Origin of the sequence: Candidatus Thalassolituus haligoni (assembly GCF_041222825.1) — a bacterium.
In the GTDB taxonomy this organism is placed as follows: Bacteria; Pseudomonadota; Gammaproteobacteria; order Pseudomonadales; family Oceanobacteraceae; genus Oceanobacter; species Oceanobacter antarcticus.
The window spans coordinates 1,852,446-1,878,692 of the sequence record NZ_CP139482.1; the positions used below are offsets into that span (position 1 = coordinate 1,852,446).

Annotated in this window: 20 protein-coding genes; 14 read left to right on the forward strand and 6 right to left on the reverse strand. The window is 54.6% G+C overall.

Annotation, left to right across the window (positions count from 1 at the left end; all coding sequences use genetic code 11):
• Window positions 1-144: 144 nt before the first annotated feature.
• From SOJ49_RS08285 to SOJ49_RS08310, 6 genes are all read left to right on the forward strand, one after another.
• Window positions 145-648, forward strand: a complete 504-nt coding sequence (locus SOJ49_RS08285; protein ID WP_369857753.1) for a CvpA family protein — start codon at window positions 145-147, stop codon at window positions 646-648.
• 12 nt (window positions 649-660) lie between these two features.
• The gene (gene purF, locus SOJ49_RS08290) at window positions 661-2,181 is read left to right on the forward strand and encodes an amidophosphoribosyltransferase (RefSeq protein ID WP_369857754.1); all 1,521 of its coding nucleotides are present in this window, start codon (window positions 661-663) and stop codon (window positions 2,179-2,181) included.
• 103 nt (window positions 2,182-2,284) lie between these two features.
• Window positions 2,285-3,499, forward strand: coding sequence for an O-succinylhomoserine sulfhydrylase (locus tag SOJ49_RS08295; protein WP_369857755.1), 1,215 nt, complete (start codon window positions 2,285-2,287; stop codon window positions 3,497-3,499).
• A gap of 228 nt (window positions 3,500-3,727) precedes the next feature.
• Window positions 3,728-4,651, forward strand: a complete 924-nt coding sequence (locus tag SOJ49_RS08300; RefSeq protein ID WP_369857756.1) for an AAA family ATPase — start codon at window positions 3,728-3,730, stop codon at window positions 4,649-4,651.
• Between the two features lie 3 nt (window positions 4,652-4,654).
• A complete protein-coding gene (locus SOJ49_RS08305) occupies window positions 4,655-5,647 on the forward strand; it encodes a DUF58 domain-containing protein (protein ID WP_369857757.1) in 993 nt (330 codons plus the stop codon).
• Window positions 5,644-7,701, forward strand: coding sequence for a DUF3488 and DUF4129 domain-containing transglutaminase family protein (locus SOJ49_RS08310; RefSeq protein ID WP_369857758.1), 2,058 nt, complete (start codon window positions 5,644-5,646; stop codon window positions 7,699-7,701). Before SOJ49_RS08305 ends, SOJ49_RS08310 begins: the two co-directional genes overlap by 4 nt.
• On the opposite strand, the gene SOJ49_RS08315 is transcribed toward SOJ49_RS08310, so the two are convergent.
• Window positions 7,687-8,367 (reverse strand): DUF6436 domain-containing protein, encoded by a 681-nt coding sequence (locus tag SOJ49_RS08315; RefSeq protein ID WP_369857759.1) that lies wholly within the window; start codon window positions 8,365-8,367, stop codon window positions 7,687-7,689. The two genes, SOJ49_RS08310 and SOJ49_RS08315, sit on opposite strands and share 15 nt — an antisense overlap.
• A gap of 333 nt (window positions 8,368-8,700) precedes the next feature.
• Here SOJ49_RS08315 and SOJ49_RS08320 point away from each other — a divergent pair, with 333 nt between their 5' ends.
• Window positions 8,701-9,594: a tetratricopeptide repeat protein gene (locus SOJ49_RS08320; RefSeq protein WP_369857760.1), complete on the forward strand. Its 894-nt coding sequence runs from the start codon at window positions 8,701-8,703 to the stop codon at window positions 9,592-9,594.
• A gap of 42 nt (window positions 9,595-9,636) precedes the next feature.
• Here the strand turns inward: SOJ49_RS08320 and SOJ49_RS08325 are convergent, their stop codons facing one another.
• Window positions 9,637-10,098 (reverse strand): CZB domain-containing protein, encoded by a 462-nt coding sequence (locus SOJ49_RS08325; protein ID WP_369857761.1) that lies wholly within the window; start codon window positions 10,096-10,098, stop codon window positions 9,637-9,639.
• Between the two features lie 358 nt (window positions 10,099-10,456).
• On the opposite strand from SOJ49_RS08325, the gene SOJ49_RS08330 reads away from it, so the two are divergent.
• A complete protein-coding gene (locus SOJ49_RS08330) occupies window positions 10,457-11,494 on the forward strand; it encodes an NADP(H)-dependent aldo-keto reductase (RefSeq protein ID WP_369857762.1) in 1,038 nt (345 codons plus the stop codon).
• 129 nt (window positions 11,495-11,623) lie between these two features.
• Here SOJ49_RS08330 and SOJ49_RS08335 read toward each other — a convergent pair whose 3' ends face one another.
• The gene (locus SOJ49_RS08335; protein WP_369857763.1) at window positions 11,624-12,985 is read right to left on the reverse strand and encodes an MATE family efflux transporter; all 1,362 of its coding nucleotides are present in this window, start codon (window positions 12,983-12,985) and stop codon (window positions 11,624-11,626) included.
• 217 nt (window positions 12,986-13,202) lie between these two features.
• Here SOJ49_RS08335 and SOJ49_RS08340 point away from each other — a divergent pair, with 217 nt between their 5' ends.
• The 3 genes from SOJ49_RS08340 to SOJ49_RS08350 all read left to right on the forward strand — a co-directional run bounded on the left by SOJ49_RS08340 (window position 13,203) and on the right by SOJ49_RS08350 (window position 17,494).
• Window positions 13,203-13,784 carry an elongation factor P hydroxylase gene (locus SOJ49_RS08340; RefSeq protein ID WP_369857764.1) on the forward strand — a complete coding sequence of 194 codons (582 nt, stop codon included), beginning with the start codon at window positions 13,203-13,205 and terminating at the stop codon, window positions 13,782-13,784.
• Window positions 13,785-13,796: 12 nt separating this feature from the next.
• Window positions 13,797-15,230, forward strand: a complete 1,434-nt coding sequence (rhlB, locus tag SOJ49_RS08345; protein ID WP_369857765.1) for an ATP-dependent RNA helicase RhlB — start codon at window positions 13,797-13,799, stop codon at window positions 15,228-15,230.
• 176 nt (window positions 15,231-15,406) lie between these two features.
• A complete protein-coding gene (locus SOJ49_RS08350) occupies window positions 15,407-17,494 on the forward strand; it encodes a capsular polysaccharide biosynthesis protein (RefSeq protein WP_369857766.1) in 2,088 nt (695 codons plus the stop codon).
• A 69-nt stretch (window positions 17,495-17,563) separates the two neighbouring features.
• On the opposite strand, the gene SOJ49_RS08355 is transcribed toward SOJ49_RS08350, so the two are convergent.
• Both SOJ49_RS08355 and SOJ49_RS08360 read right to left on the reverse strand, forming a co-directional pair.
• Window positions 17,564-19,948: a fatty acid cis/trans isomerase gene (locus SOJ49_RS08355; RefSeq protein WP_369857767.1), complete on the reverse strand. Its 2,385-nt coding sequence runs from the start codon at window positions 19,946-19,948 to the stop codon at window positions 17,564-17,566.
• Between the two features lie 117 nt (window positions 19,949-20,065).
• Window positions 20,066-21,295, reverse strand: coding sequence for an MFS transporter (locus SOJ49_RS08360; RefSeq protein ID WP_369857768.1), 1,230 nt, complete (start codon window positions 21,293-21,295; stop codon window positions 20,066-20,068).
• A 156-nt stretch (window positions 21,296-21,451) separates the two neighbouring features.
• Between SOJ49_RS08360 and SOJ49_RS08365 the strand changes: the two genes are divergently transcribed.
• Window positions 21,452-22,339: a LysR family transcriptional regulator gene (locus tag SOJ49_RS08365; protein WP_369857769.1), complete on the forward strand. Its 888-nt coding sequence runs from the start codon at window positions 21,452-21,454 to the stop codon at window positions 22,337-22,339.
• A 75-nt stretch (window positions 22,340-22,414) separates the two neighbouring features.
• Here the strand turns inward: SOJ49_RS08365 and SOJ49_RS08370 are convergent, their stop codons facing one another.
• On the reverse strand, window positions 22,415-23,878 hold the full coding sequence (locus SOJ49_RS08370; RefSeq protein ID WP_369857770.1) for a leucyl aminopeptidase: 1,464 nt from the start codon (window positions 23,876-23,878) through the stop codon (window positions 22,415-22,417).
• Window positions 23,879-24,090: 212 nt separating this feature from the next.
• On the opposite strand from SOJ49_RS08370, the gene lptF reads away from it, so the two are divergent.
• Both lptF and lptG read left to right on the forward strand, forming a co-directional pair.
• Window positions 24,091-25,161, forward strand: a complete 1,071-nt coding sequence (lptF, locus tag SOJ49_RS08375; protein WP_369857771.1) for an LPS export ABC transporter permease LptF — start codon at window positions 24,091-24,093, stop codon at window positions 25,159-25,161.
• The gene (gene lptG, locus SOJ49_RS08380; RefSeq protein ID WP_369857772.1) at window positions 25,158-26,222 is read left to right on the forward strand and encodes an LPS export ABC transporter permease LptG; all 1,065 of its coding nucleotides are present in this window, start codon (window positions 25,158-25,160) and stop codon (window positions 26,220-26,222) included. Before lptF ends, lptG begins: the two co-directional genes overlap by 4 nt.
• Window positions 26,223-26,247 lie beyond the last annotated feature (25 nt).

The following is a 26,247-nucleotide window of genomic DNA, read 5'->3' on the forward strand; positions in this document are numbered from 1 at the left end:
GTGGTATAACGTTCGATGCCTGTTTCTGAGCGGGTTGTTGACGCTTTTCCTGGCCCGAAATGACCCCAAATCGGTCTCTTCAGTTGTCGAAATCAGTACTAAACCCTATACTGCGCGCTTCATTAAATCCGCTGTGAGAGCAAGATGGCCGTCGTTGATTGGGTAATATTGGCGGTGCTGGGAATCTCCAGCCTGATCAGTCTCAAGCGCGGTTTCGTGCGAGAAGCATTGTCACTGATTGTATGGGTCGGGGCTTTTGTGGTGGCCCGGATGTTCAGTGGCAATCTGGCTACCCTCCTGACCGATTATATTGAAACCAATTCATTACGCTGGATCGCCGCCTTTGTCGTGCTCTTTCTGGGCACTGTTGCTATCGGCGCCATGGTCAATCATCTGATTGTCGAAGTGGTGCGGCTAACCGGACTGAGCGGCACAGACCGTATACTCGGCATGGTCTTTGGTTGTATCCGTGGTCTGGTTGTGCTGGTCGCGGTTGTTTATGGATTGCAGTTCACTATGGTTCCAAAGGATCCCTGGTGGCAGCAATCAATGTTTATTCCTCACCTGGAAATGCTGGCCGACTGGGCGCGTAATACGCTGCCGGGCACCGCTGACCGGGTGATGTCCTCTATCCCGTCTGATTTCTGAGGTAATACGCGAATGTGCGGAATTGTGGGTATCGTCGCCAAGACCCATGTAAACCAGTCTATTTACGATGCGTTGACGGTGCTTCAGCATCGCGGCCAGGATGCGGCCGGCATCGTAACCAGTGATCAGGGAAAGTTTTATCTACGTAAAGACAATGGCCTGGTTCGGGATGTCTTCCGTACTCGCCATATGCAGCGCCTGATTGGTCGTATGGGGATCGGTCATGTGCGTTATCCGACGGCGGGCAGTTCAAGTTCGGCGGAAGCTCAGCCCTTTTATGTCAATTCACCTTACGGCATTGTGTTGGCGCATAATGGTAACCTGACCAACACCACCGAGTTGGCCCAGGACATCTACCGTGAAGACCTGCGTCACATCAACACCACATCGGATTCCGAAGTATTGTTGAATATCTTTGCTCATGAGCTGCAGGAACAGAAGCAGCTGGTGCCAACACCAGAAATGATTTTTCGTGCTGTGCGCCGGGTGCATGAACGTATCCGTGGGGGTTATGCCGTCGTTGCCATGATCTGTGGTTATGGTGTGGTGGCCTTCCGTGATCCGAACGGTATTCGTCCTGCGGTGTTTGGCCGTCGTGACACCGCGACCGGGTCGGAATACATGGTGGCGTCCGAGTCAGTCGCGCTCGATGCACTGGGGTTTCAGATCGAGCGTGATATTGAACCCGGCGAATGTGTGGTGATGACGGAAGCCGGTGATATCTTTACCCAGCAGTGTGCCGAAAACGTACGCCTGACCCCTTGTCTGTTTGAACAAGTGTACTTTGCCCGCCCGGATTCCATTATGGATGGCATCGCGGTGTACAAGGCGCGTCTGCGTATGGGTGAGAAACTGGCGGAAAAGATCATGCGGGAGCATCCGGATCACAATATCGATGTGGTGATCCCGATTCCGGATACCAGCCGTTCTTCAGCGCTGGAACTGGCCAACCGGCTCGGTGTGAAATACCGTGAAGGCTTTATGAAGAACCGCTATATCGGTCGTACCTTCATTATGCCGGGTCAGCAACAGCGCAAGAAATCCGTGCGTCAGAAACTGAACGCACTGGATCTGGAATTTCGTGGCAAGAATGTACTGCTGGTGGATGACTCCATTGTACGGGGTACCACCTGCGAACAGATCATCGAGATGGCGCGTGATGCCGGTGCAGAAAACGTCTATTTTGCATCCGCCGCACCAGCGGTGCGCTATCCGAACGTCTACGGTATTGATATGCCAGCCAAGGAAGAATTTATCGCCCATGGCCGCACCACGGAAGAAATTGCCACGGCAATCGGTGCCGACTGGCTGGTGTACCAGGAGCTGGATGACCTGATCACCGCTTGTCTCGAAGGCAGCAAAACAGCGGCCACGGAGTTCGACTGTTCGGTATTTAACGGTGAATACGTCACCGGTGATATTGATGACGATTACTTCCGCCGCTTGTCCGATTTGCGCAGCGACTCCTCCAAAGGTATCCGCAAGGCAATCGCCAATGTTGCTATCGATCTGCACAACGAGGCAGAATCCTGAACAACCCGGTTGTGAAGGTGTTTGACGCCTGATCAGTATCAACAACAGGGCAGCCTTCCGCTGCCCTGTTGCGTTTTTAGGCCATAGACAAGGCAGAAACCCGATGAATGATATTCATGATTTACTCGCTCCGTACCAATCAGACCTGACCGATTGCGAGATCGAAACCCTGGCGGTTCGTGCCGGTCAGTACCGCACTCAGGAGCAGGAACACTCCGAAGCGATTTTCCCCAGTAGCAGTTATGTATTTCGCTCGGCGGCAGAAGCGGCTGCAACTTTTTCCGGTGAACATCCGGGCAACGTCTACTCACGCTATACCAACCCGACGGTACGTACCTTTGAAGAGCGTCTGGCCGCCATGGAAGGCGCTGAAGCCTGTGCTGCCACCGCGTCCGGTATGGCGGCTATTTATGCCGTCGCGATTGCTCACCTGAAAGCCGGTGATCATGTGCTCTGCTCTCGCAGTGTGTTTGGCAGCACCATTGTGCTGTTCGAGAAATTCCTGCGTAAATTCAACGTCGATATCGATTACGTCAATCCGGTCGATGCCGATGATTGGGCAGCCCACTGCAAGCCGGAAACCCGGCTGTTCTTTCTTGAATCACCTTCCAATCCGATGGCGGAAGTCGCGGATATCGAAGCGCTGGCGCGGGTCGCCGGTGCAGCCAATGCCTTGCTGGTGGTGGATAACTGTTTCTGCACCCCGGTGATTCAGCAACCACTGGCGCTGGGTGCCGACCTGGTGGTGCATTCTGCCACCAAATACATTGATGGCCAGGGTCGTTGTCTGGGAGGCGCGGTGGTGGGCAGTCATGAGCTGATCGAACCGGTGATTGGTGTGCTGCGCTCTGCGGGCCCGACCATGAGCCCGTTTAATGCCTGGGTCTTTACCAAGGGGCTGGAAACGCTCAGCCTGCGCATGAAAGCCCACAGCGACAATGCGTCGATTCTGGCCTGCTGGTTACAACAGCATCCGAAGGTAAAACAGGTCAACTTTTGTGGTCTGGCCTCGCATCCACAGTACGAGCTGATCCAGAAGCAGCAAAGCCTGCCGGGCGGAGTACTGTCGTTTGAAGTCGCTGGCGGTCGGGAAGAAGCCTGGAAGGTGATTGATGCCACCCGGATGATATCGATTACGGCGAATCTGGGTGATGCCAAAACCACCATTACGCATCCGGGCACCACGACCCACGGACGCTTGTCGGAAGCAGAACGTCTGGCGGCGGGTATTACCCAGGGCTTGATTCGCGTTGCGGTGGGGCTGGAAAACATTAACGACGTGCGTAAAGATCTGGCACGCGGGCTGGATGCACTCTGAGCCGATCTGAATCACATGGGGCTGCGGCCCCGTTTTTTATGGCTACCGTATTTTGTTCGCAACTTCTCGCTGGTCATTGCTTGCTGGTCATTGCTCGTCAGTAATATCCCGGTTTGTCGTGTGATTGGTTATTAACTCTCGACCTGCTTTTCCAGGTCTGGCATAAACTCTTGACCGTCCAGGCATCTGCCGTAGCCACTTGATCAGTTATTACAACGGAGACCCGATATGACCAGCGCCGTCAGCGCCGCCCTGCAACAGCTTAACCAGATTATTCTGGGTAAACCGGAGCAACTCAAACTGGCATTAAGTTGCCTGTTAGCCGATGGGCATTTGCTGATTGAGGATTTGCCGGGTATGGGCAAAACTACCCTGGCCCATGCGCTGGCCGGTGTGCTGGGGCTGAATTACAACCGCATTCAGTTCACCAGTGATTTGCTCCCGGCAGATATTCTCGGTGTCAGTATTTTTGAAAAGGAACCCGGTTCCGACTTGGGACGTTTCCGTTTTCATGAGGGGCCGGTATTCAGTCAGCTATTGCTGGCCGATGAAATTAACCGGGCCACGCCAAAATCCCAGAGCGCACTGCTGGAAGCCATGGAAGAACGTCAGGTCACGGTAGAAGGCGAAACCCGACCTCTGCCAGAGCCATTTTTTGTGATTGCCACCCAGAACCCGGTGTCGCAGTCGGGTACGTTTCCACTGCCAGAAAGCCAGCTTGACCGGTTTTTGATGTGCATCTCACTGGGCTACCCGTCCGAGCAGGCCGAGCGTCAATTACTGGAAGGTGCCAGCCGCCGGGATATGGCCAATCAGCTGCAAGCGCAAATAACGCCGCAGCAACTGCAGCAGCTGCAGCGGCAGGTGCGCGACATTCACGCATCGGCATCGGTACTGGATTACCTGCAGCGTATTATTGCCTTTTCGCGCTACGAGTCCGGTTATCTGTATGGGCTGTCGCCTCGGGGCGCACTGGCGCTATTGCAAGCGGCTCGAGCCTGGGCGCTGGTGCATGAACGCCAGCACGTATTACCTGAAGATATTCAGGCGGTATTACCTGCGGTTGTCGACCACCGCCTGGCCGATGCAGCGGAGGGTGGGGCACACAGTGTGTCGGCCCGCATACTTAATTCGGTTGCGGTACTGGTGTAAAACGTGGCAAGACAATTCGCGATCAAACGTCTGTTCGGCCATCGCTGGCAACGCTGGCTTGATCGACGTCTGCCAGCAACCCGCACCATGGTGCTGGGCCATCGGTCGATTTTTATCGTGCCGACCCGGATCGGGTTGCTCTATCTGGCGCTGGTGGTACTGTTGCTGGTAACCGCCATCAATTATCAGAACAGCCTGATTTATGGCATGACGTTCTGGTTATTCAGCATCGGCCTGTCGGCCATGTATCTGACTTTTCGTAATCTCAAAGGGCTGAGCATCAGTAGCCGGGAAGCGATTAATGGTCACGTTGGACAGGTGTTCGATATTCCGCTACGTCTGGCCGCCATGCCGCGCCGGGAGCATCTCAGTCTGTGGCTACAGTACCCGGATAATCCGGGGCAGCAGCTGAGCATTCATCGAGGCGAGTCAGACACTTTCCCGCTCAGTTATCGTTGCCACCAGCGTGGTTATCTGTCACCTGGCAGGTTGTTGTTGGAAAGCCGGTTTCCATTGGGATTATTTCGTGCCTGGAGCTGGATCAAGCTGGATTTTTCCACCCTGGTGTACCCATATCCGGAAAAATCCCCTTTTGTGTTTCGCAGTGGCGACGGTGATGGCGAACTGCTCGGGGCAACCCTGGAAGTTCGTGGCGAACAGGATTTCCGTGGCTTGCGTCAGTACCAGCCCGGCGACTCCATGCGGCAAATTGCCTGGAAACAATTGGCACGCGGCAAAGGGCTGATGACCAAGGACTTTGACAGTGACGAAGGGGCAAGCTGTTGGCTCGACTGGGCCAATGCCCGTGGCGACTTGGAGCCGCGCTTGTCGCAACTCTGTGGTTGGGTGCTGGAAGCTCATCAGCTGGGTTGGCAATACGGGCTGCGGTTACCGACTCAGGAGCTGGCTCCGGCACATTCGGAAGCCCATCTCGGTGCCTGTCTGAAAATACTGGCATTGTTCCGGCTTGACGAAGCAACAGGAACCCGACGATGACGCTGTTAGCCCGTCAACAGCAGATCCCCCGGCCAGCACTGTTCTGGTTACTGAGTGGTGGCGCGCTGTCTCTGTTACCGCATTATTCCCATTTACCGCTGATCTTCTGGCTAATGGCCGGAGCTGCCGTGCTCTGGCGCTGGCAAATGCACCTTGGCCGGTTGCCTTATCCTGGCAAAATCACCAAATTGATTGCCGTGGTGGCGGTAGCTGGTGGGGTTTATGCCGGTTTTAGTGGTCAATACTCGCTGGAAAGTGCGGTCGCCTTTTTTGTGGCCACCTGTTTGTTAAAAGTACTGGAAATGCGTACCCAGCGCGATGGCTATATCGTTGTTTTTCTCTGTTTCTTCCTGGCAGGTACCGGCTTTCTGTTTGAACAGGAAGTGCTCTGGGGACTGTATGGTCTGGTAGTGATCTGGTTGCTGACCGCAGCCTTGGTGTCACTGCATCTGGTATCCCGTGAAACGGGAGGCGCCTGGATGGCCAGCCGCTATGCGTTTGGCCTGTTGGCGACCGCGATTCCGGTGATGCTGGTGTTTTATCTGCTGTTTCCGCGCTTAGCACCATTGTGGAGTATCAATCTGCAGTCAGAACAGGCTCGCACCGGGCTGACCGATCAAATGGCACCGGGGGATATTGCCTCACTCAGTCGCTCCGATGAGCTGGCATTTCGTGCGACCTTTGACAGTGAACAAAAACCGGCTCGTGATCAACTCTATTGGCGAGCGCTGGTGCTGGATCGTTATGACGGACGTACCTGGCGATTCTCGAAACAGGATCGGGAGGTGAGCTGGTTTCCTTCCGGAGAAACATTGCCAACTGCGACGACTGGCGTGTTGCGTTATGAAATTATTCAGGAAGCGACCTCTAACCACTGGCTTTACACCTTGCGTTACGGCATGGCGCTGGAACCCGGTATAGGTGTGACCTCGACCGGTGTACTGGTTAACCGCACACCAGTGTATCAGCGCAAACGTTATCAGGGCCTTGGCCTCAGCCGTGAACTGGTCAGCCATCGCCTGGATTTTCAGCAGCGCCAGCACAATCTTGATTTGCCAGGCCGTGGCAATCCACGTACGCGCCAATGGCTCGCCGGGCTGGTGGCGAACAGTGATACCCCGGTGGATCTGGTGAATAAGCTGATTGATTATTTTCGTACCCAGGGTTTCCGCTACACCCTCAAGCCACCGGCCTTGGGTAATAACGATATCGACGCTTTTCTGTTTGATACCCGGTTAGGATTTTGTGCCCACTATGCCGGTGCCTTTGTTTACGCCGCACGGCTGGCCGGAATCCCGGCACGGGTGGTGGTGGGCTATCAGGGGGGCGAGTGGAACGATGCCGAAAACTATCTGACGGTACGTCAGTACGATGCCCATGCCTGGGCAGAAATCTGGCTGGATGGCACCGGCTGGGTTCGGGTTGACCCGACGGCCGTGGTGTCACCGGAGCGAATTCAGTTTGGTCTTGAACAGGCGTTAAAGGAGGAGGGGTCTTTCCTCGAAAACAAGCTGTTGTCACCGGGGCAGATTCGGCAGATTCCCTGGCTCAACCGACTGCGTATGGAGCTGGAGTCGGTCAATTACCTCTGGCACCGCTGGGTGCTGTCATACGATAGCAAACGGCAGAAAAGCCTGCTCAGTAATGTCCTGCAGCGGGCCGATTACCAGCAGTTACTGATCTGGCTGGTGGCTGCCATCGTATTGGTGTTTCTGGTGATTGCCGTGATGATCAGCTGGCAACGCCCAGTCAAAATAGCCAGCCCGGTAGGATTGGCCTGGCAGCGACTGGTCGACGTCGGTGAGCAGCTGGGAGTGGCTTTTCAGATGGGTGAGAGTCAGACTCACTATCTCGCCCGGCTGGGGTTAACACTGGGTGACGATAGCGACGATTTATCCGCGTTGGCACAAACCATGGAACAGCAGTTGTATGCTGCTGGTGGACAACAGGCTGAGGCCGAAAAACAGTTGCTCAAAGCGCTGCGCCAAAGCCGTAAACGACTGCTCCGTCAGGTCTGGCGACGGCGTTATCAACGCCCTTCAGTTCGTACCTGACACCGGATCAGGCCATTGACAAAAACAGCCGCTGCCCGCGATATTGACAAACGGCCCGTACTGGCCGTCGATCATTTGTCGCACCATATTGGGGAAAAAATCATCGTTGGCCACGCTGCATAAGGCACCAAAACCATAAGCACCAAAATAACCGAGCTGGCCATTTGCCTTGATCAGCGCCAGGGCGGGAGAGGATGGCAGCTGCCTGGTCAGCCCATTAGCCTGGACAAGCTCCATGCGCTGGCCGTTGAGGCGTCGGAATTCAGCTAATTGCTCAGTGCTGGCGTTGGCGGCAGCGACCACCACAATCCGCAGCTGGCTGGCATCAAAGGCGGATACCAGACCATCAAAATGGCGGCGGCTGACCTGATTACAAAGACAGTCCGGATTCCAGAAATGCACCAAGGTGACCGGTGCCTGGACAGCGGTCGGAGCGGCCTGCACGAGCAGGCTGGCCAGTGTGGCCTCCAGTGTTTGCGTGTTCAGTGCGGCAGGGGAGTTTTGCGCTGGTAAAAAGGGCCGGATGGTTTGTGACTGAAACCACCATAGGGCAAGACCAGTGCCGCCCAGCCATAACACAACAACCAGGCCCAGCACGATATTTCGTTGGCGATGATGGCTGCCACCTGGCGGTTCCGGGGGCAGAGACGGTGAGGATGTATTCATGGCAGCAGTATCCCGTGAGTTGTACTGGATAACAATGCTCTGTGACAGCCTGAAGGGCGTATCTATAAATTCCTGGACTCGCAATGATGGTGTTAAAAATCGACTCACAATGCTTATTTGGCACTCTTGAACTTGGCTTTGGCTTCCGGTGTCACTCGAACGCCTACATCTGTGCAGACGTCCGCTTTTTCATCGATTTTTGCCTTGTCCCTTCATTTATTGTTCGCTACCTTTTTTATACGTATCCCGAGCGCCATCGGTTATCAGGCGGCTTTCTGGCAAGCCCGGATTAACGCGTGTACCCTTCTGCTGGTGTATTCAGACGCCGTACTCATGAGCAACATGCCTCCCGAACCCTCCGCCTTTTTGCCCTATGTCGTCAGCCTGTCGCAGAACAGCCTGGTGTTGATCGACTTCCAGGCAAGCTGGTGCTCACCCTGCAAGGCGTTATTGCCGGTGCTGGAACGCCTTGAACAGGAGTTCTCACCCCAGTTGCAGCTGGTGGTAGTGGATGTGGAGCAGCAACCAGAGTTGATGGCCATCATGCAGGTGCGTGGTCTGCCCAGTGTGCTGCTCTACTATCATGGTCGTGAAGTGAGTCGTTTCACCACAGCGTTACCGGAAGGCCAGATTCGCCAACTGCTGGCACCCTATATCCAGCAACCCGGTGACCGGCTGCGCAAACAGGCGGAGCAGTGTATTACCCGTCAGGACTGGCAACAGGGGCTGGCCTTGTGGCGTCAGCTGATTGAGCAGCAGCCAGGTAATGCTGCTGACGTGGCGCGTTATTGTCAGCGCTTGATGGATGCCAGCAAACAGCAACCGCAACTACTGTTAGACGTGTCGGTGTTGCTCGATAATGCCGCTGCCCATATTCAGCGAGACCCGGCAATACAGCAGGCCCTGTCGCGTTGGCACCTGCTGCAACGGCGTGAAAATAACCTGGATGCCTTGCGTCAGCGTTTTCGGCATAGGCCCACTCCAGCCAATCGGCTGGCACTGGCACAGGAACTGGCTGCAGAAGAACAATACGATCAGGCCTTCAAACTGCTGATTGGTTTACTTCGACGTCCTTGCCCTGACAATCTGGAAAAACAGGGCCAAGCCTTGCTGATTGAATTGATCAATATATTGCCCGACCGTGCCAGGGCCAATCGATACCGCCGTGAGTGGTTCAGCCACCAACGCCGCCGTGGCTGGTCTGAAGAACCGGATCAGACGGACTGATGTGTTGTTGCTGGGTTGCTCCAGCTTCTGGAAAATTTCGACCTATCCTCGTTCGTCATGTCCGTCTTGCTGCTGTTGCAGTGTCTTCATGTCGGCCAACTGCTGGTAGATTTCAGAACTCAACTGGGCAAGTTTGTCGTGCAACATGGCACTGGCTTCTTCATCGTGTTGCTCTTGCCCCATGCTGACGACTCTAGCCGCTTCGCGGTGAAAGTGCTGGTGAAGATTTTGGAGATTGACAAAACAAGGCTGGTTAGCCAAGTGACGTTGCCCATCCGAATATAGCCACTGTCCCAGTATGCAGCTCTGGTCATCAGCGATCAGTTCAGGATCCAGCAAGTTTGCCTCATGTTGGTCGACGTAGTGTGTCAGGCGTTTATGCCAAATCTTGTGAGCACGAATAGATTCATCAATATCCAGTGACGCGCTGGCTGCTTTGACTGCTTGAAGCGCCAGGGTGGCCTTATTTTCAGGCAGGGTACTGAAGCACTTGAATAAACTCATATTATTTCCTTGATTGCTTGCCATGAATTTATCCTATGTCGGGCCGTTGGCGGATTTCTTGATCCTGAACAGCATGAGTCTGATAAGTTGCATTTTGTATGAAAGAGTCATCAGGATTATTGACTGGCTTTGGTTAATGCGGTGCTGGAGAACTATAGCGGGTAATAAAACGGGCCTGATGGCGCATCGAGATATAGCGGATGCGGGGGGCTGAGTTCATTTGGTTAGCAATGTTTATGGGCAATAGCCACAGGCCCAGGCCGAGTATTGATGCAGTCAGATGAACAATGGGTTTTGACGGTATGGCGACCGAGCGGGCGCGTTATCGTTATACTGTGGTCAACTTGAGGAGGATTCCATGCTCAAACGCAAACTTGGCAATACTGATCTGAATGTGACGCAGCTGTGCCTGGGTACCATGACTTGGGGCGAGCAAAATACTGAAGCGGAAGCTCATGCACAGATGGATTGTGCGGTCGCCGCTGGCATCAATTTTTTTGATACCGCCGAAATGTATCCAGTGCCGCCGAAAAGCGAAACCCAAGGCCGTACCGAACAGTATATCGGCAGCTGGTTTGCCCGCTCCGGCAAGCGCGAGGAGATCATACTGGCCACCAAGATTGCCGGGCCTGGCGACTGGATGACGCATATTCGTAACGGGCCAAAACTGGATCTCCAGCATGTAAATGAAGCGATCGATACCAGCCTGCAACGTCTGCAAACCGATTATGTGGATCTGTACCAGGTACACTGGCCTGCGCGCACCACCAATTTTTTTGGCAAGCTCGGCTACGCCCATAACCACCAAGAAGACACAACGCCTCTGGAAGAAACCCTGGAAGCGCTGGTTGGTCTGATCAAACAGGGCAAAATTCGCCACTATGGCCTGTCCAACGAAACCGCCTGGGGCACCATGAAGGTGATCCAGCTTGCCGACCAGAATGGCTGGCCGCGACCGGTGTCGGTGCAAAACCCCTACAACTTGCTGAACCGCAGTTATGAAGTTGGCATGGCTGAAGTATCGATCCGTGAAGACGTCGGGCTGCTGGCTTATTCGCCACTGGCATTTGGTGTGCTGACCGGTAAATACCTGAATGGCAAGTTGCCAGCCAACGCTCGTATTACCTTGTTTGAGCGTTTTTCCCGCTATAAGGGAGAGCAGGCGGAGGAGGCTGTGTCTCAGTATGTAGCGTTGGCCGCAGAGCTGGGCTTGTCACCTGCGACACTGGCGCTGGCGTTTGTGACCCAGCAGGATTTTGTTACCTCGAATATTATTGGCGCGACCACGCTGGCTCAGCTGCAAGAAAATCTCGCCAGTGCAGAAGTGGTGCTGAGTGAGGAAGTGATCGGGCGTATCAACGCGATTCACCGGGTTATTTCCAATCCGTGTCCTTAACTGAACCTGGCAACGCAGAGCTGTGCAGAATTATGTCTATGTTTTCCTGAGCCAATTCACTTCTGAGTCCAACTAAAGCCGGGCCAACTACGATCACCAACCGTTTTGTGATCGTAGCTGGCCCGGCTTTCAGCTTTCTGCGTGTTGCAGGCGCGATACCCGTTTCAGCCTGATCACCAAGGCCGCGCCAGCAGCAGTCAGGCCGATGACCAGTCCGATCCAGAAACCAGGCGCGCCAGCAGGTTCAATGCCAAGCGACGGCACACCATAAAATGCCAGACCATAGCCGCAGCTCAGTCCGATCACCCAGTAGGTCACAAAGGTAATCAGCATCACAACAAAGGTATCCTGGTAGCCGCGCAAAGCGCCAGCCGCAGCTACCTGCGTTGCATCAGACAGCTGAAAAACGGCGGCATACAGCAACAGCACCGCGCCAATGGCGACAACCTCCGGATCGGGTGAGTACCAGCCAGCAATGGTGTCGGCTAACAGGATAATCAGCATCGCGTTAAATAGGGCTATCGCCAGGTTCAGCCGCACTCCGAGCCAGGCTGTTTGCCTTGCCAGGAGGGTATCGCCCGTTCCCAGATAGTGACCAACCCGTACCGTGAGTGCCATTCCCAGGCTTAGCGGGATCATAAAAGTGATGGAAGAAACGTTGAGTGCAACCTGGTGTCCGGCGACCACCACCGGCCCGAGGTCGGTCAGAAACAGCGCAATCACGGTGAACAGGCTGACTTCAAAAAAAATGGCGATACCGATGGGCACCCCGATACGCAATATGTCGCGGACATGTTGCCAGGCGGGAGAGCGCATCAGATGCTTGAGCGAAGAGTCGCTGCCAAGCCGGTATTTACGGGTGTTTAATGCCATGGCAATCGCCATGCAGACAAAAATCAGGCTGCTGCCAATGCCACAACCGACGCTTCCCAAGGCGGGCAACCCCAGCCAGCCATACACAAATACTGCGTTGACGGGAACGTTGGCAACCAGCCCGGAGAGCATGATCCAAGTGACGTGACTGGCTTGGCTCAGGGCTTCGGCATAAAATCGGAATGCCAGAAAAATACCGACCGCCGGGAAGCCGATGGCGATGGCGATCAGATAGTTGGCGGCCAGGGTTGCCGTGATCGAGTCGTCTATCAGCCATGGCAGAATATCAGCCGCCAGATAAAGCAATAGGCCAAAGACACTGCCCAACAGTGCACCCAACCAGACAGAGGAAGCCAGCAGGCCAGGCAGTTGCTGGTGCTGCTTTGAGGCGTTCAGACCGGAAACCAGTGGTGACAGGGCCACCAGGATGCCCGCCAGAAACAGCCAGACTGGCAACCACAAGGCGGTACCAATGGCGACAGCAGCCAGATCTCGGGTGCTGACATAGCCAGACATCAGGGTATCGACGGTGCCCATGCCGATTTGCGCCATTTGGGTTGCCAGTATCGGCAAGGTGAGTTGGATCAGGGCGCGGGTTTCGCGTTTGGCAAACGACATGGGACGGATAGCTCTGGGCAAAAGGAGAGAAGGTTGAAGCGCAGCGCGGCATTCTCCCGGATTATTGCTACTTTGCAAGACCGCCTGCTGGTGATGAGGTGGTGATGAGAGAAATCCTGACGTTTAACAAAAGCAGAAAATATAGCCGTTTCGTCATCTGGCACGCGGGTAATTCCCGGCACACCTGATACAATGACCGACTGTCTGATTTTGGTTGATGTTGTTTGTGTCCAAGCCCGCCTATTCCCCTGACACACTGAAAACAGCGGATTTGATCTGCCTGTTTGATGAGTTGTTTTTCTCTGCACAAAACACCCGTCTGCTCGCCGGTGCTGCAGAGCCTGAATACCTGCCGTCAGACAGGCAATGCAGCTACAACAGGGTTATTTTTGCCCATGGTTTTTATGCCTCAGCCCTGCATGAGATAAGCCACTGGTGTATTGCTGGCGAGCAACGCCGTCGGCAAGTGGATTTTGGCTATTGGTATGAGCCCGATGGCCGTACTGCCGAGCAACAGCGTGCGTTTGAACAGGTAGAGATCAAACCCCAGGCCGTCGAGTGGTTATTGTCGGAAGCCTGTGGCCGACGTTTTTATATCAGTACGGATAATCTCGACGGCGACCCGGTTGAGGTCGCAGCCGGACGCCAGGCGTTTGCTCTCTCTGTATGGCAGCAGGCCTGCCATTACTATCACCACGGGCTTCCGGCACGTGCGGAAGTATTAAAAAACGCGCTACTCGACTATTATCAGCGCCACGAAATATTTTCAGCCGACCTTTTTGTGCTGGAACGACTCTGACTGGAGACACTTTTGTTCAAGAAAATCATCAAGGCGGTGGCAGGCAACAAGAAAGCCGACACCGGCACTGCTTCCCGTTCTGTTTCAAAAGAGCCATCCCGGGCAGTCAAAACTTCCACCAATACTCCCAAGGGTGCACCAGCCCACGAAAAACATCAACGCGCCGAGCAGCCCCATGGCAGCCGTAGCGGCAGTCAGAGCAGCAAGAGACATACGTCAAAGAATAATGGTTCAGACAAGCGTGGCAGCAGTAGACAAGCGCCTGTTGAACCCTGGGATCCTGATACCTTCAAGGTTGAGCCGATGGAAGGGAAGACCCGTTTCCACGATCTCGATCTGCCAGAGTCCGTCATGCACGCCATTTATGATCTGGGTTTTGAATATTGCACGCCGATTCAGGCAGAAAGCCTGCCGGCTTCATTACGCGGACGCGACACCATTGGTCAGGCGCAAACTGGCACGGGTAAATCGGCTGCATTTTTGCTGACGATTCTGAATCGTTTGCTAACGGTTATTCCTGGCGAACGTTATGCCAGTGAGCCTCGGGCACTGATTGTTGCGCCCACTCGTGAACTGGCGATGCAAATCGGCAAGGATGCGGAAGGGCTGGCGAAACACAGTGGCCTGAACGTCGTGACGGTGATGGGTGGCATGGACTATGAGTTGCAGCGGCGCAAATTGCGTGACGATGTGGTGGATATTCTGGTCGCCACGCCGGGTCGTCTGATCGACTTTATGCGTAGTCAGGATGTTTTCCTGGATCAGATTGAAGTGCTGGTGCTGGATGAAGCCGACCGGATGCTGGATATGGGCTTTATCCCGGATGTACGCCGTATTGTGCGGGCGACGCCTCCTAAAGATCATCGGCAGACCTTGTTGTTTTCGGCCACGTTCAATTTTGATGTGCGTATCCTGATTGACCAGTGGACCCGTGATCCGCTGCAAATTGAAATTGAACCGGAGCAGGTGGCAACTGATCGGGTCGACCAGAGTTTTTATCTGGTCGCCGAGAGTGACAAGTTCGGCTTGCTGGAACGCTTCCTCAAGGAAGAAAATCCGGAACGCTGTATTATTTTTGCCAATCGTCGAGATCACACCCGTAACCTGTGTGAAAAGCTGATCAAGCGTGGCTTTAAAGCGGCCTTGCTGTCGGGTGAAGTGAACCAGCAAAAGCGTCTGAAAACGCTGGAACGCTTTCGTGAAGGCCAGGTGGGTATTATGGTCGCTACCGACGTTGCCGGGCGTGGTATTCACGTTGATGGGGTCTCTCACGTGTTCAACTACACCTTGCCTGAAGATTCTGAAGATTACGTCCACCGTATTGGCCGTACTGGCCGGGCCGGTGCCAAGGGTATTTCCATCAGTCTGGTGTCTGAAGATGACGCGTTTGCATTGCCAGATCTGGAAAAATATCTTGGAGCCAAGCTGTCGTTAAAACAGATGTAAATCGAGTTGTTTGCCAAGCCGTAAACCGGTTTGGTAACCATAAAAGAGGGACGCCGTCGGCGTCCTTTTTTATGATTCGCTGATGACTTGTTCTATGATAATTCGTTCAAGGAGCCAGTAATACTGGCTGTTTGTTACGGTCGTTATCCCTCCATTTGGCCAGCCCAAGGATTTACATGGCGTCTCGTCCTGTTGTTGCTGATTCTGCTGTTTCCTCTCGTGCCAGACCCAGACCGCTGGCTATCTCCAGTTCCCGCGCCCTGCTGGCCAATCCGATTGTGCGGGCATTCTGGCAGGTGGACGGGCACGGTTCTGAGCGTAACCAGGCCGAGATACTGGGTTGGGGGCGCAAGCGTTCAGGCCTCAGGGCAGAGCAGCAAGGAGTGCGTCAGCAGCGTCGATGGTGGTTGCTGGAAGACGGTTTTGTACGCTCGTTAGGTCGGCAAGATCAGGCACTGTCGCTGGTGCAGGATAATATCGGCATCTATTACGATGCCACCCGGCCTTCGCGGTTGGAACAACTGATCCCACAGCCTCTGACGACGGCTCAACAGCAGCGCAGTTTCGACTTGATTCAGCGCTGGCAACAGGCCGGTATTTCCAAATACAACGCCGCCCCTGACTATAGCGGGGAGCTGCCGTCGTCATTTGTGCTGGTGGTGGATCAGGTGGCCGGGGATGCTTCCATTCCCTTTGGGTTGGCCAGTGCGGCGTCTTTTACGCGGATGCTGGAGGCTGCCCTGGCTGAAAATCCTCAAACAACGGTGGTGGTGAAAGTACACCCGGACGCCTTTACCCGATCCCGAGCCGGGCATTTTGATCTGGCAGCGTTACAGCCGCATCAACGGATTCGACTGATTGCAGAAAACTGTCACCCAGAACGACTGTTAGCCAATGCCGACAAGGTCTACACCGTAACGTCACAAATGGGATTTGAAGCCTTGTTGTGGGGAAAACCGGTGCGCTGTTTTGGTATGCCGTTTTACGCCGGATGGGGGTTGACCGAGGATGATATGGAAGTACCCGAGCGCCGCCGTCTGGCGATTGCACTGGCCGGAGCACCCGTGACGCTGGAACAGCTGGTGCACGCCACTCTGGTAGGTTACAGCCGTTACTGGGATCCGGAACTGGACGCAGAAACCGGGATTGAAGCCACGCTGGATTACTTGTCGGCACAGCGGCAGCAATGGTTGCGTAATCATCAGTTCGGGCCGGTACATGCGCTGGGTTTTTCGCGTTGGAAAAAACCGATCTTGCGTGCCTTTCTTAATGGCACCGAGGTGACCTTCTGTAAAGACGCCAGCCTGATACCGGCTCAGGCAACCGTCGCCTTGTGGGGGGTGCGGCGGTTGCCGGTAGTGTTGCAAGCACCAGAGCGACAACCGGCTCGGGTGCTGCGTATTGAAGATGGTTTTTTGCGCTCATCCGGGCTGGGAGCGGATCTGATCCGGCCACTTTCCTGGGTGCTGGATGACGTGGGCATGTATTACGATGCCTCGGTACCCTCTCGTCTGGAGCAGATTCTGGCGACGGATGAATTTTCAGCCGCCGACTGTGCTCTGGCAGAGCAGCTGCGCGAGACTATCGTCGCGAACCGCATTTCCAAATATAACCTGACCGGACAAGACTGGAAGCCTGGGTGTGCCTTGGCTGAACCATCTCGCCGTGTGGTGCTGGTGCCGGGCCAGGTTGAGTCGGACGCCTCCATCCGTATGGGGGCCGGCGGCATCAAAACCAATCTGGCATTATTACAGTCGGCGCGCGCCGCAGAACCGGATGCCTGGCTGGTGTACAAGCCGCATCCGGACGTGGTGTCTGGTTTGCGCAGCAAGGATTTGCCGCTTGCTGATTATCAGACGTTGTGCGACGAACTGGTATTGGACGGTGATTCCTCGCAAATGCTCGAGCATATTGATGCCGTGTTTACCATGACTTCATTGCTGGGGTTTGAGGCACTGCTGCGCGGTAAAAAGGTGACCTGCTACGGTATGCCGTTTTATGCCGGTTGGGGCTTGACCCAGGATATCTTGGCTTGCCCACGACGTGTTCGCCAACGTTCGTTGAATGAGGTGGTGGCGGCCACGCTGGTACGTTATCCCTGCTATGTGAGCGCCACCACCGGAACCTTCAGCACGCCACAACGTATTGTGGCGGAATTACAGCGCTGGAAGGCATCTGGCCCGTCGGTAATGCCGCTCTGGCGACGGGCGTTACGGGTGGTGCTGCGTTTATGGGTTGCCTCCGGATTGCGGAAAAACGCCTGATCGGAGATTCCCCGCCCGGCGCTTTCTCTGCCTGGCGTTAGCGCAGCAAATAACCAACGGTTGTTTGAATCAGCGGTTTTGCAATCGATTGTAGTCCAGAATCCCGGATCTGAGCGGCCATTGTTGCTGATAAAGCTGGCCAATCGCATCGCTGACCTGCCAGAAATCCTTGCTGCTGCGACGTACCCCAAAGCGGTCGAGCAGGGCGCTGTAGTCGGCACTGGTTTGCATGTTGGCGATCTGTTTGACCAGTTCTGGTAATTGCTCTTCTTCAACCCGGAGCAAAACATTGGGGTAATCACCCACGGCGCCCCGCGCCAGTGTCAGGGTGTCTTCTTCCGGCCGTAGCGCATCCTCCTCATCCAGCAGACTGGAGATATTGGCATGAGCCCGGTTGTGGACAAGACTGATCAGTTCCAGCGGTTGCTGCTGACGTGTCACCAGCAGCAGGCTGAGTTCGGGCAACTGATGCAAGCCACTGCCGCGCAAATCTTCCAGGCTATCAAGTGTGGTTAATGCTGTGCCCGACAGTGCGCCGGATTGCGGCTGATAGTCCCGGTTAAGCACCGGTGCCAGTTTGTGCTCCAGTAGACGATATAACTCCATCTGCGGTTGGTTGCTGCGATAGGGGATGGCACTGTTAATATCGAGGCTGATCAGATCACTGAAAATGTAATCCTTGATGGTGGTGCTGGTGTCGCGATACCAGTACCGGCGCACCTTTTCGCGTTCCTCTTTGGGCAGCAGCAGCAGAAAGTTCACTTCTCCTTCCATGCGTAAGAAATCCATATACAGACGGGTCACCAACTGGTGGCCGACGTTGCCATAAACGTCAAAACCGGCGACCAGAAGGTAGTGGATACGTTCCAGTAACGGGTAGTCAATCAGCCAGGCGGTTTTAGGGGGCTTGCCCAACAAACCCTGAATTACGGTGGCGTTGTCGAAGTGGCGCATCACGGTGAGTGCGGCATTGGGGTTGTTGGAGCCTGTTTGCTGATCGCCGTCCCATATCAGCCGGGTATCCAACAGGATGTGGTTAGCCTTCATTTCCTGGCGAATAAAGGTGGATTTGGCACTCAGGTACTCCTTTTGCTGATCTGAAAAGGAAATCCATGAGCTGATTGGCAGGCTGTTACTGCTGTTTTTGGCAGGCAAGTCGAGATGATGTACCTGGCTCTCAAGAAAGTCTGACGCCTCGCTGCCGTAGTGCAGGTTCGGATTGACAAAAAATACCCAGAATTGCTCGTTAATGACATTAACAGCAACCTGGCCGTGACAGACCGGCCCCTTGATAAACGACATGATGGTTTCTAACGAGTGTTCCAGCAAAAAGCGATAGCGGGCATCAACCGGAATATCGTGAAAGGTAATGAAAGGGTTGGAAGCAATTTCTTCATCGTAACCAGGCAAGGAGGTGACTGCGTATGGATGGCCATAAAACAGCGAATGCCAGTTGTCCCAGCGGGCTTCATTGAGCCGGAACGGGATATAGGTTTTGGCGACACGGGACTCCTGATCGACAACCAGACGGTAGTAAGGTATGGCCACACCGGGATCATCGTAGGGTCTGCGTGTGGCAATAATGTCAATCGGTTCGCCGGGAGCCGTGCGCGATCTGACCAGATGAAAGCGAGTACTGGTGTCATCGCCGAGGTACAGGCTGTAAAGGTAGATATGTTCATAAATATAGCGACTGACCAGTGCCTGGCGTTTGTACGGCTCGCTTTCCGGATCACCCTGGGCATTAAAGCGTTGTTCCCACTGTTGTAGCTGATCCTGCAGGTTTCCGTTCAAGGGTGCCGGTCGTGGTAACAGTCCTCCGCGTTGAATCCAGTCTGTCAGTGTTGTGTATTCGCTATCAGACAGGGCAGGCAAGCCGTAAGGCATGCCCCAGTCGGGATACTGGCTGGCAAAGGTATCGTATTGTTCGGCGGTCGGGCACTGTTGATCCCGCGACAGACCAAAGTCATAGCTGTCTGGCAGCACGGTCTGATGGAACGCTCCCTGAGTCTGGCGCTGGGTGATAGCGCGGAATAGCAAGCTGGCCTGAAGGTTGGCCTCGCTGGTATTACGGCGTTCGTTCAGGACGGGTTGAAAACCTTTTGCACGCCATTCTTCGGTGTTGTGAGCATCCAGATACAGTCGTTTGGGTGCGGTGGCCAGCAGGCGGGTACCATCGTAGACCAGCTCGGAGTGCATGCCGCGATCAATGCCCTGGGGCGACGTCAGCTTCAGCTGGCAAGGGGCATCGTAACAGGCGTGGCAATGAACGCAGCGTTGTTCCAATAGTGGTTGAACATTCTGGTGGAATACCCGACCCTCGAAACTGTCGGCTTCGACCCAGCGACTTTTGGGTGATGACTCACCAAACAGGTCTTCAAATTGCTGGCTGGCGAGGGCGGCGCAACCGGTCATCATGGCGGCGATGAGCCAGATCAGCGGCTTGATGGTCAAGCGGACGCGGGTAGATACAGTCCGATTAGCAGCTTGGTTTGTTATAGGCATTGTGTGCATCGCGGTATGGAAAGCGCCGATAATATCGAATACCGCTGGCGGCGTCAGTGAAAGCGGTCAGGATACCGACTGGCTTTCTTGCGCTATTCGACCGGATGGACGGGATTGTTGCTTGCAAGTCTGGTGTTTTAGCCATGCCGCCAGGGCGAGGGTAACGGCCAGCACCAGCAGGGATCCCAGTACGACACCCAGCCAGTATTGCCATTGCCAGAACAGGTTAAGGTACAAGCCACCGGTGCTGGCACCGAGATAGTAGAACACCAGATAGAGTGAACTGGCGCTGGCTTTGGCGTGTTGAGCCGTACGGCTGACCCAGGCGCTGGCGCTGGAGTGGGCGAAGAAAAAGCCGAAGGCATTCAGCAGAAATCCGAGAATAATCGTGGATAGCCAGGGAATCAGGGTAACGAGACTGCCGATCATCAGCAGTCCACTCCCCACCATCATGCAATTGGCCTGGCCAAAGCGACGGCTGAACTTGCCAGACAAGGTGGAACCCCAAGTGCCACTCAGATAAGTGAGGAACAGCATGCCGAGAAACTGTGGCGATAATGTGTACGGCTCGGCCTCCAGTACGAAGGTAATAAAGCTGTACTGGTTGATAAATACAAAAAAATTCAGGCCACCAAACAGAAAGGCCGGGATAAGGAGCGGATTGGTCAGGTGACTGATAAGGTCTTGCCCCATGGATGGCAGATTGAACGGCCGTGCGATAAAACGGCGAGGGGCCGGTAACAACCAGGCGACCAGCATCCAGGTACAAGCGCCAAGTATTCCCACCACCAGAAATGCATTGCCCCAGCCCAGATGTTCGCCCGTAAAACCACCCATCAGACGACCACCAATACCACCGAGTGAATTGGCCGCAATATAAAGCCCAATGGCTGACATCAGCGCATCAGCATCAAATTCATCGGCCATATACGCCACTGCAATGGCTGGCAAGCCGCCGAGAAATACACCCTGTAATCCCCGTAGCCAGAGCAGTTGCTCAAAGGTGCTTACCTGGCTGATTAACAGTGCGGTGAGCGCGGCACCGCACATACTGCCAACGATCAGTCCCTTGCGGCCAATAACATCCGATAGTGGCCCATACACCAGTAGTGATAATCCCAATGTCAGCGTCGACAAGGTCAGCGAATAACTTGCTTGCAGTGGCGTGACACTGAATTCCGTCGCCAGCATGGGTAGCAGTGGCTGGGTGACATACAGGTTTGAAAACACCATAAAAGAGCCAAGACACAAGGCAATGGTGATTCGCCACCAGGCGGCGGTACCGGTTGTGATCATGGAAGTCTCGCGCAAAGATGAAGGAACAACAGAACGACAAGCACTATAAAACGTTGTTTATTATCATAAAAATATATGTTTGATATATATGGTATCAATAAATATTATGACTTGGTTGGGACGACAGATTTCCAATGAGCTGAAAAAGGACCGCCGATGGACTACAAGGCACTGACCTATTTTTATCACGTGGCCACTCAACAAAGCTTCACCCGTGCAGCCGAGGTGCTGGAGGTTGCCCAGCCGGCCGTCAGTATGGCGATCAAGCGTCTGGAGCAGCAACTGCAACTGACATTATTCCATCGACATGAACGCCAGATTTCACTGACCGATGAAGGCGAGCGGCTGTACGTACAAGCTCAGCGTATTGTGCAGGTGATGTCGGATGCCGATCTGGAAATGGAAGAGCTGCGCGGGCTGGAGCAGGGAGCTGTGCAGCTGGGGACTCCCAGTATGTTGGGTTCCTATCACTTCCCGCCGATTATTATGGCGTTCCGCCATCGCTACCCGAACCTGACCTTTTCGGTTTACGAAGGCGGCGCCTGGCAACTGCAACAAATGCTGGAAAAAGGCGAGCTGGATCTGGCTGTGATTGAAGCGGAAGACATCCCCGACACGATTGAAGCGCGTACCCTGATGCGTGAGGAAATGCGCGTCGTGGTCGATAAGGATCACCCGTTTGCCAGCCGAACGGCCGTTACCCCGGCAGAGTTTCTGCAGGAAGATCTGGTGCTGTTCCGCAAAGGCTACTTTCACCGCAAGGTGATTGACCGGCTGGCAGAAGAATCCGGCATCCAGCCGCGTATTAACTTCGAAACCAATCTGTTACCGCTGATACGCGCTATCGTCAAACAGGGGTTTGGTATTTCAACACTGCTGAAGATGGCCACTGAAGATGACCCGGAGCTGGTTACCTTGTCGTTCGATCCACCCATTGTGCTCGATTTGTGTTTGGCCTGGCGCAAGGATGGCTACCTGTCGAAAGCCAATCAGGCATTTGTGGATTTTGTGCTGGAGCATGGGAAAAACAGCGAGGTGGTATAGGTGGTATAGGCGGTATTGGCTTCTGGCGTTGGCTTTTTTGCCGCCGCCAGAAACCTTTGCTGAATAGCTGGCGTTTTATTTATTCAGCAAATAGTTCACCAGCAGGCTGACCGGGCGTCCGGTAGCGCCTTTGGCTTTGCCACCCACCCAGGCAGTACCGGCAATATCCAGGTGCGCCCAAGGTGTACCTTCGGTAAAGCGTGACAGGAAACAGGCGGCGGTAGTGGCACCGGCCAGCGGGCCACCAATATTGGCGATGTCGGCAAAGTTGGAATCGATCAGATCCTGATACTCTTCTTCCAGCGGTAAACGCCACACTTTGTCGTTGCTGTATTGTGCTGCTGTCTGCAGTTGTTCCGCCATGGTTTCATCGGTGGTGAACAGGCCCGAGTTGACTTCGCCCAGCGCGGCCATGCAAGCACCGGTCAGGGTGGCGATGTCGACGATGGAGGCAGGCTTGTAATTGTTGATACCGTAGGTGAGCGCATCACACAGCACCAGTCGGCCTTCGGCATCGGTATTGAGGATTTCAATGGTTTTGCCAGACAGACTGGTCACCACATCGCCAGGCTTGCTGGCGTTACCGGCGGGCATGTTTTCCGCACTGGTCACGATGGCCAGCACGTTGACCTTGGGCTTGAGGGCGAGAATGGCTTTCATGGTGCCGAGCACGGAGGCTGCGCCACACATGTCGTATTTCATCTCGTCCATCTTCAGGCCGGGCTTGAGGCTGATGCCGCCGGTATCAAAGGTAATACCTTTACCCAAAATCATGTGTGGTGCGGCGCTTGGATCATCGGCACCACGGTACTGCATAACGATAATCTTGCCTGGCTCGCTGGAACCTTTGGAAACAGAAACAAACGCTCCGGCACCCATTTCAGCCAGCTGGTCTTCGTCCAGAATGGTGGTTTCGAGGGCTTGATCCTGAGTGAGGGTGACGGCGTTTTCGGCCAGCCAGGTAGGGGTGCAGATATTGGGTGGCATGTTGGCCAGTTCTTTGGCGAAGCTGATGCCGGCACCAATCGCTGCGCCTTTAGTGAAGGCGGCGTCCACATCACTGCCCAGCCAGATCACGCTGTCGGGCGTTTTGGTATCATCGTCTGCGGTGCTTTTGGTGGCCGTAAAACGGTACTGGGCGCTGGCGTAGGCGATGGCGGTTTGCTCGGCCAGCCAGGATTCTGTCAGTACGTCGGTCGCCATTTCTGTCAGCGCCAGGGCAATGTCACCACGGATTTTGCTGGTAAGCGTTGCAATCGCAGCCAGTACTTTCTGGGCGCTGGCGGGTTTCAGTGTTGCCTTGCCGGTACCAACCAGTAATACGCGGCCAGCGCTGACTCCGGCAACGGCGGGTAACAGCAGGGTTTCTGCCAGTTTGCCGGAGATATCGCCCTGTTCGTAACGCTGGCTGATAAACCCCTGGCTGGCTTCATCAAGCTGTGAGGCGGCGTCAGACAGCTTGCCTGACTGGTCGAGAGTGACCACAATACAGCTCGCCTGAATGTCGGCGGCAGTTTGTTGGGATACCTGGTAAATCATGTCAGCTCCTGGCGGAAGGCATTGGTGGCAGACGGCCTGCTATTTGTTCTCAGCGGCTCGTTCTGAATAATGAGTCACCCTATAATGTGACGCCATATTCCTGGAATTCAAGGGCGGCACAGATAACAAAGCGTTTTGTCGTCGTTGCAGAGCAAACCGTCTCTGGGTATGGTGCGCGACTCTTGCTCCGGCTCAATCAAGGTCTAAGTCTTTTGATCATATTTCGCTACCTGGCCAGGGAACTGGCTGGCTCGCTGTTTGCTGTGACCATCGTGCTGTTGATGATTCTGATGAGTGGTCGTCTGATTCGTCAACTTGCTGCGGCTGCAGCCGGTGAAGTCTCGCTGGATATCGTATTTTTTACGCTGGTATTACGTTTGCCGTCGTTTCTCGAAATGATTTTGCCGCTGGCGCTGTTTATCTCAATCCTGTTGGCGTACGGCCGATTGTACGCTGAAAGTGAAATGACGGTACTGACCGCAACCGGATTCTCGAATACCCGCCTGTTGGCCTATACCGCTGTACCGGCTTTCGGGCTAATGCTGGTGGTGGGCAGCTTCAGCTTGTACCTCAGCCCCTGGGGTGCCCAAAAAATGGAAGGCTTGTATGAAAAACAGGCACAGCTGACCGAGTTTGAGTTACTGGCTCCGGGGCGGTTTCAGAGTATGAAAGGCGGTACCCGCGTTACCTATGCCGAGTCGCTTTCAAATGATAAAACCGAAATGAACAATGTGTTTATTACCGATGGCAATAGCTTGTTGCTGGCGCAAAAGGGCACCCAGTACGTCAGTGACGAAACCGGCTCCCGTTATCTGGAATTACACCGTGGTAAACGCTACGACTGGACGCCGGGGAGCCTCGAATTTCAGGCGCTGGATTTTGATTTGTATGGTGTCAAAATTGCCGATGAACCGGAAGAGCGCAGCAAGCTGCGCAAAGAAGCGGTGCCGACGCTGGCGCTGTTCGGTTCCGATGACCCCAAACAGCAGGCACAGTTACAGTGGCGTATTTCAATGGTGCTGATGGTGCCCATTGTGACTCTGCTGGCGGTGCCCCTGTCTCGCGTTAATCCCCGCCAGGGGCGCTTCGCCCGGCTGTTTCCTGCCATTATATTGTTTATGGTTTACATCTCGTTGCTGATTGCTATGAAAGGCATGCTGGAAAAGGGAGAGCTGAACCCTGATGTGGGTTTGTGGGGGTTGCACTTTGTTTATCTGTTGATCGCCATCGGCTTGCTGATGGTACCCGAGTGGGTGCGTCAATGGCGGGTGAGGGCGCTATGAATCGTCTTGATCGCTACGTTGCTCACAATGTGATGGTGGCTACGCTGATTGTGGCTGTAGTCATTGTTGGGCTGGATGCTATTTTTACGCTGGTGGATGAACTCGATCAACTCAAAGGTGAATATCAGTTTCTCGATGCGCTGCAATTTATGGGTACACGCTTGCCTCGTCGGCTGTATGAATACATGCCGATGGCCTGTCTGATCGGTTGTCTCGCGGGTCTGGGCGGCATGGCAGCCAGCAGCGAGTTGACCGTGATGCGAGCGTCTGGGGTCTCTGTCGGGCGTATTGCGGTAGCGGTGATCAAGCCGATGATGCTATTGATGGCGCTGAATATGGCCCTGGCCGAATACGCGATTCCGGTATTGGAGCGGATTGCCCAGTCGCAGAAAGCGGTGGCTCAAGGCAAGGGGGATTTGCTGTCTAACAAGGGGAAGGGATACTGGCATCGTGAGGGTAATACCTTTATGCGCTTTACCGCCGTCGAACCCAACGGGGTATTGCATGGGATAACCCTGTTTGATTTTGATAACGACAGCAACCTGCAACGGATCCGGTCGGCTGAGCGGGCAATTTATCAACGCTCCAGCTGGCAAATGCAATCAGTTATTGATATGACGATCACTGACTCCGCGACCAGCCAGCAACAGCTGGACAGTCTGGACTGGCAAACTGAACTGACCCCACAAAGTCTCAGTGTGGTAATGATACAGCCTCGGGATATGTCGATATCCAACTTGTTCAGCTATACCCGTTATCTGGAAAAACAGGGGCTGAATGCAGACAACTATCTGTTGTCGTTCTGGCGCAAGGTTACCCAGCCACTGGGGACGCTGGCACTGGTGATTCTGGGAATTTCCTTTATTTTTGGCCCGCTGCGGGCGGTGACACCGGGTTACCGGATTTTCTCCGGAATTCTGGTTGGTCTGGTGTACAAATACGCAGAAGAACTGCTGGCCCCCGCCAGTATCGTGTTCGGCTTTGAACCGCTGTGGGCCAGTGTGATTCCGATAGCTGCCTGTATGGGCGTTGGGTTGTTGCTGTTGCGGCGCGCAGGTTAGCAATAGAATAAGCAAACGGGGCCGC

What these genes read in the sequence shown, in the direction of transcription:
- SOJ49_RS08285 (WP_369857753.1), top strand. Translation starts at nt 145, where the DNA reads ATGGCCGTCGTTGATTGGGTAATATTGGCGGTGCTGGGAATCTCCAGC.
- purF (WP_369857754.1), top strand. Translation starts at nt 661, where the DNA reads ATGTGCGGAATTGTGGGTATCGTCGCCAAGACCCATGTAAACCAGTCT.
- SOJ49_RS08295 (WP_369857755.1), top strand. Translation starts at nt 2,285, where the DNA reads ATGAATGATATTCATGATTTACTCGCTCCGTACCAATCAGACCTGACC.
- SOJ49_RS08300 (WP_369857756.1), top strand. Translation starts at nt 3,728, where the DNA reads ATGACCAGCGCCGTCAGCGCCGCCCTGCAACAGCTTAACCAGATTATT.
- SOJ49_RS08310 (WP_369857758.1), top strand. Translation starts at nt 5,644, where the DNA reads ATGACGCTGTTAGCCCGTCAACAGCAGATCCCCCGGCCAGCACTGTTC.
- SOJ49_RS08315 (WP_369857759.1), bottom strand. Translation starts at nt 8,367, where the DNA reads ATGAATACATCCTCACCGTCTCTGCCCCCGGAACCGCCAGGTGGCAGC.
- SOJ49_RS08320 (WP_369857760.1), top strand. Translation starts at nt 8,701, where the DNA reads ATGAGCAACATGCCTCCCGAACCCTCCGCCTTTTTGCCCTATGTCGTC.
- SOJ49_RS08325 (WP_369857761.1), bottom strand. Translation starts at nt 10,098, where the DNA reads ATGAGTTTATTCAAGTGCTTCAGTACCCTGCCTGAAAATAAGGCCACC.
- SOJ49_RS08330 (WP_369857762.1), top strand. Translation starts at nt 10,457, where the DNA reads ATGCTCAAACGCAAACTTGGCAATACTGATCTGAATGTGACGCAGCTG.
- SOJ49_RS08335 (WP_369857763.1), bottom strand. Translation starts at nt 12,985, where the DNA reads ATGTCGTTTGCCAAACGCGAAACCCGCGCCCTGATCCAACTCACCTTG.
- SOJ49_RS08340 (WP_369857764.1), top strand. Translation starts at nt 13,203, where the DNA reads ATGTTGTTTGTGTCCAAGCCCGCCTATTCCCCTGACACACTGAAAACA.
- SOJ49_RS08350 (WP_369857766.1), top strand. Translation starts at nt 15,407, where the DNA reads ATGGCGTCTCGTCCTGTTGTTGCTGATTCTGCTGTTTCCTCTCGTGCC.
- SOJ49_RS08360 (WP_369857768.1), bottom strand. Translation starts at nt 21,295, where the DNA reads ATGATCACAACCGGTACCGCCGCCTGGTGGCGAATCACCATTGCCTTG.
- SOJ49_RS08365 (WP_369857769.1), top strand. Translation starts at nt 21,452, where the DNA reads ATGGACTACAAGGCACTGACCTATTTTTATCACGTGGCCACTCAACAA.
- SOJ49_RS08370 (WP_369857770.1), bottom strand. Translation starts at nt 23,878, where the DNA reads ATGATTTACCAGGTATCCCAACAAACTGCCGCCGACATTCAGGCGAGC.
- lptG (WP_369857772.1), top strand. Translation starts at nt 25,158, where the DNA reads ATGAATCGTCTTGATCGCTACGTTGCTCACAATGTGATGGTGGCTACG.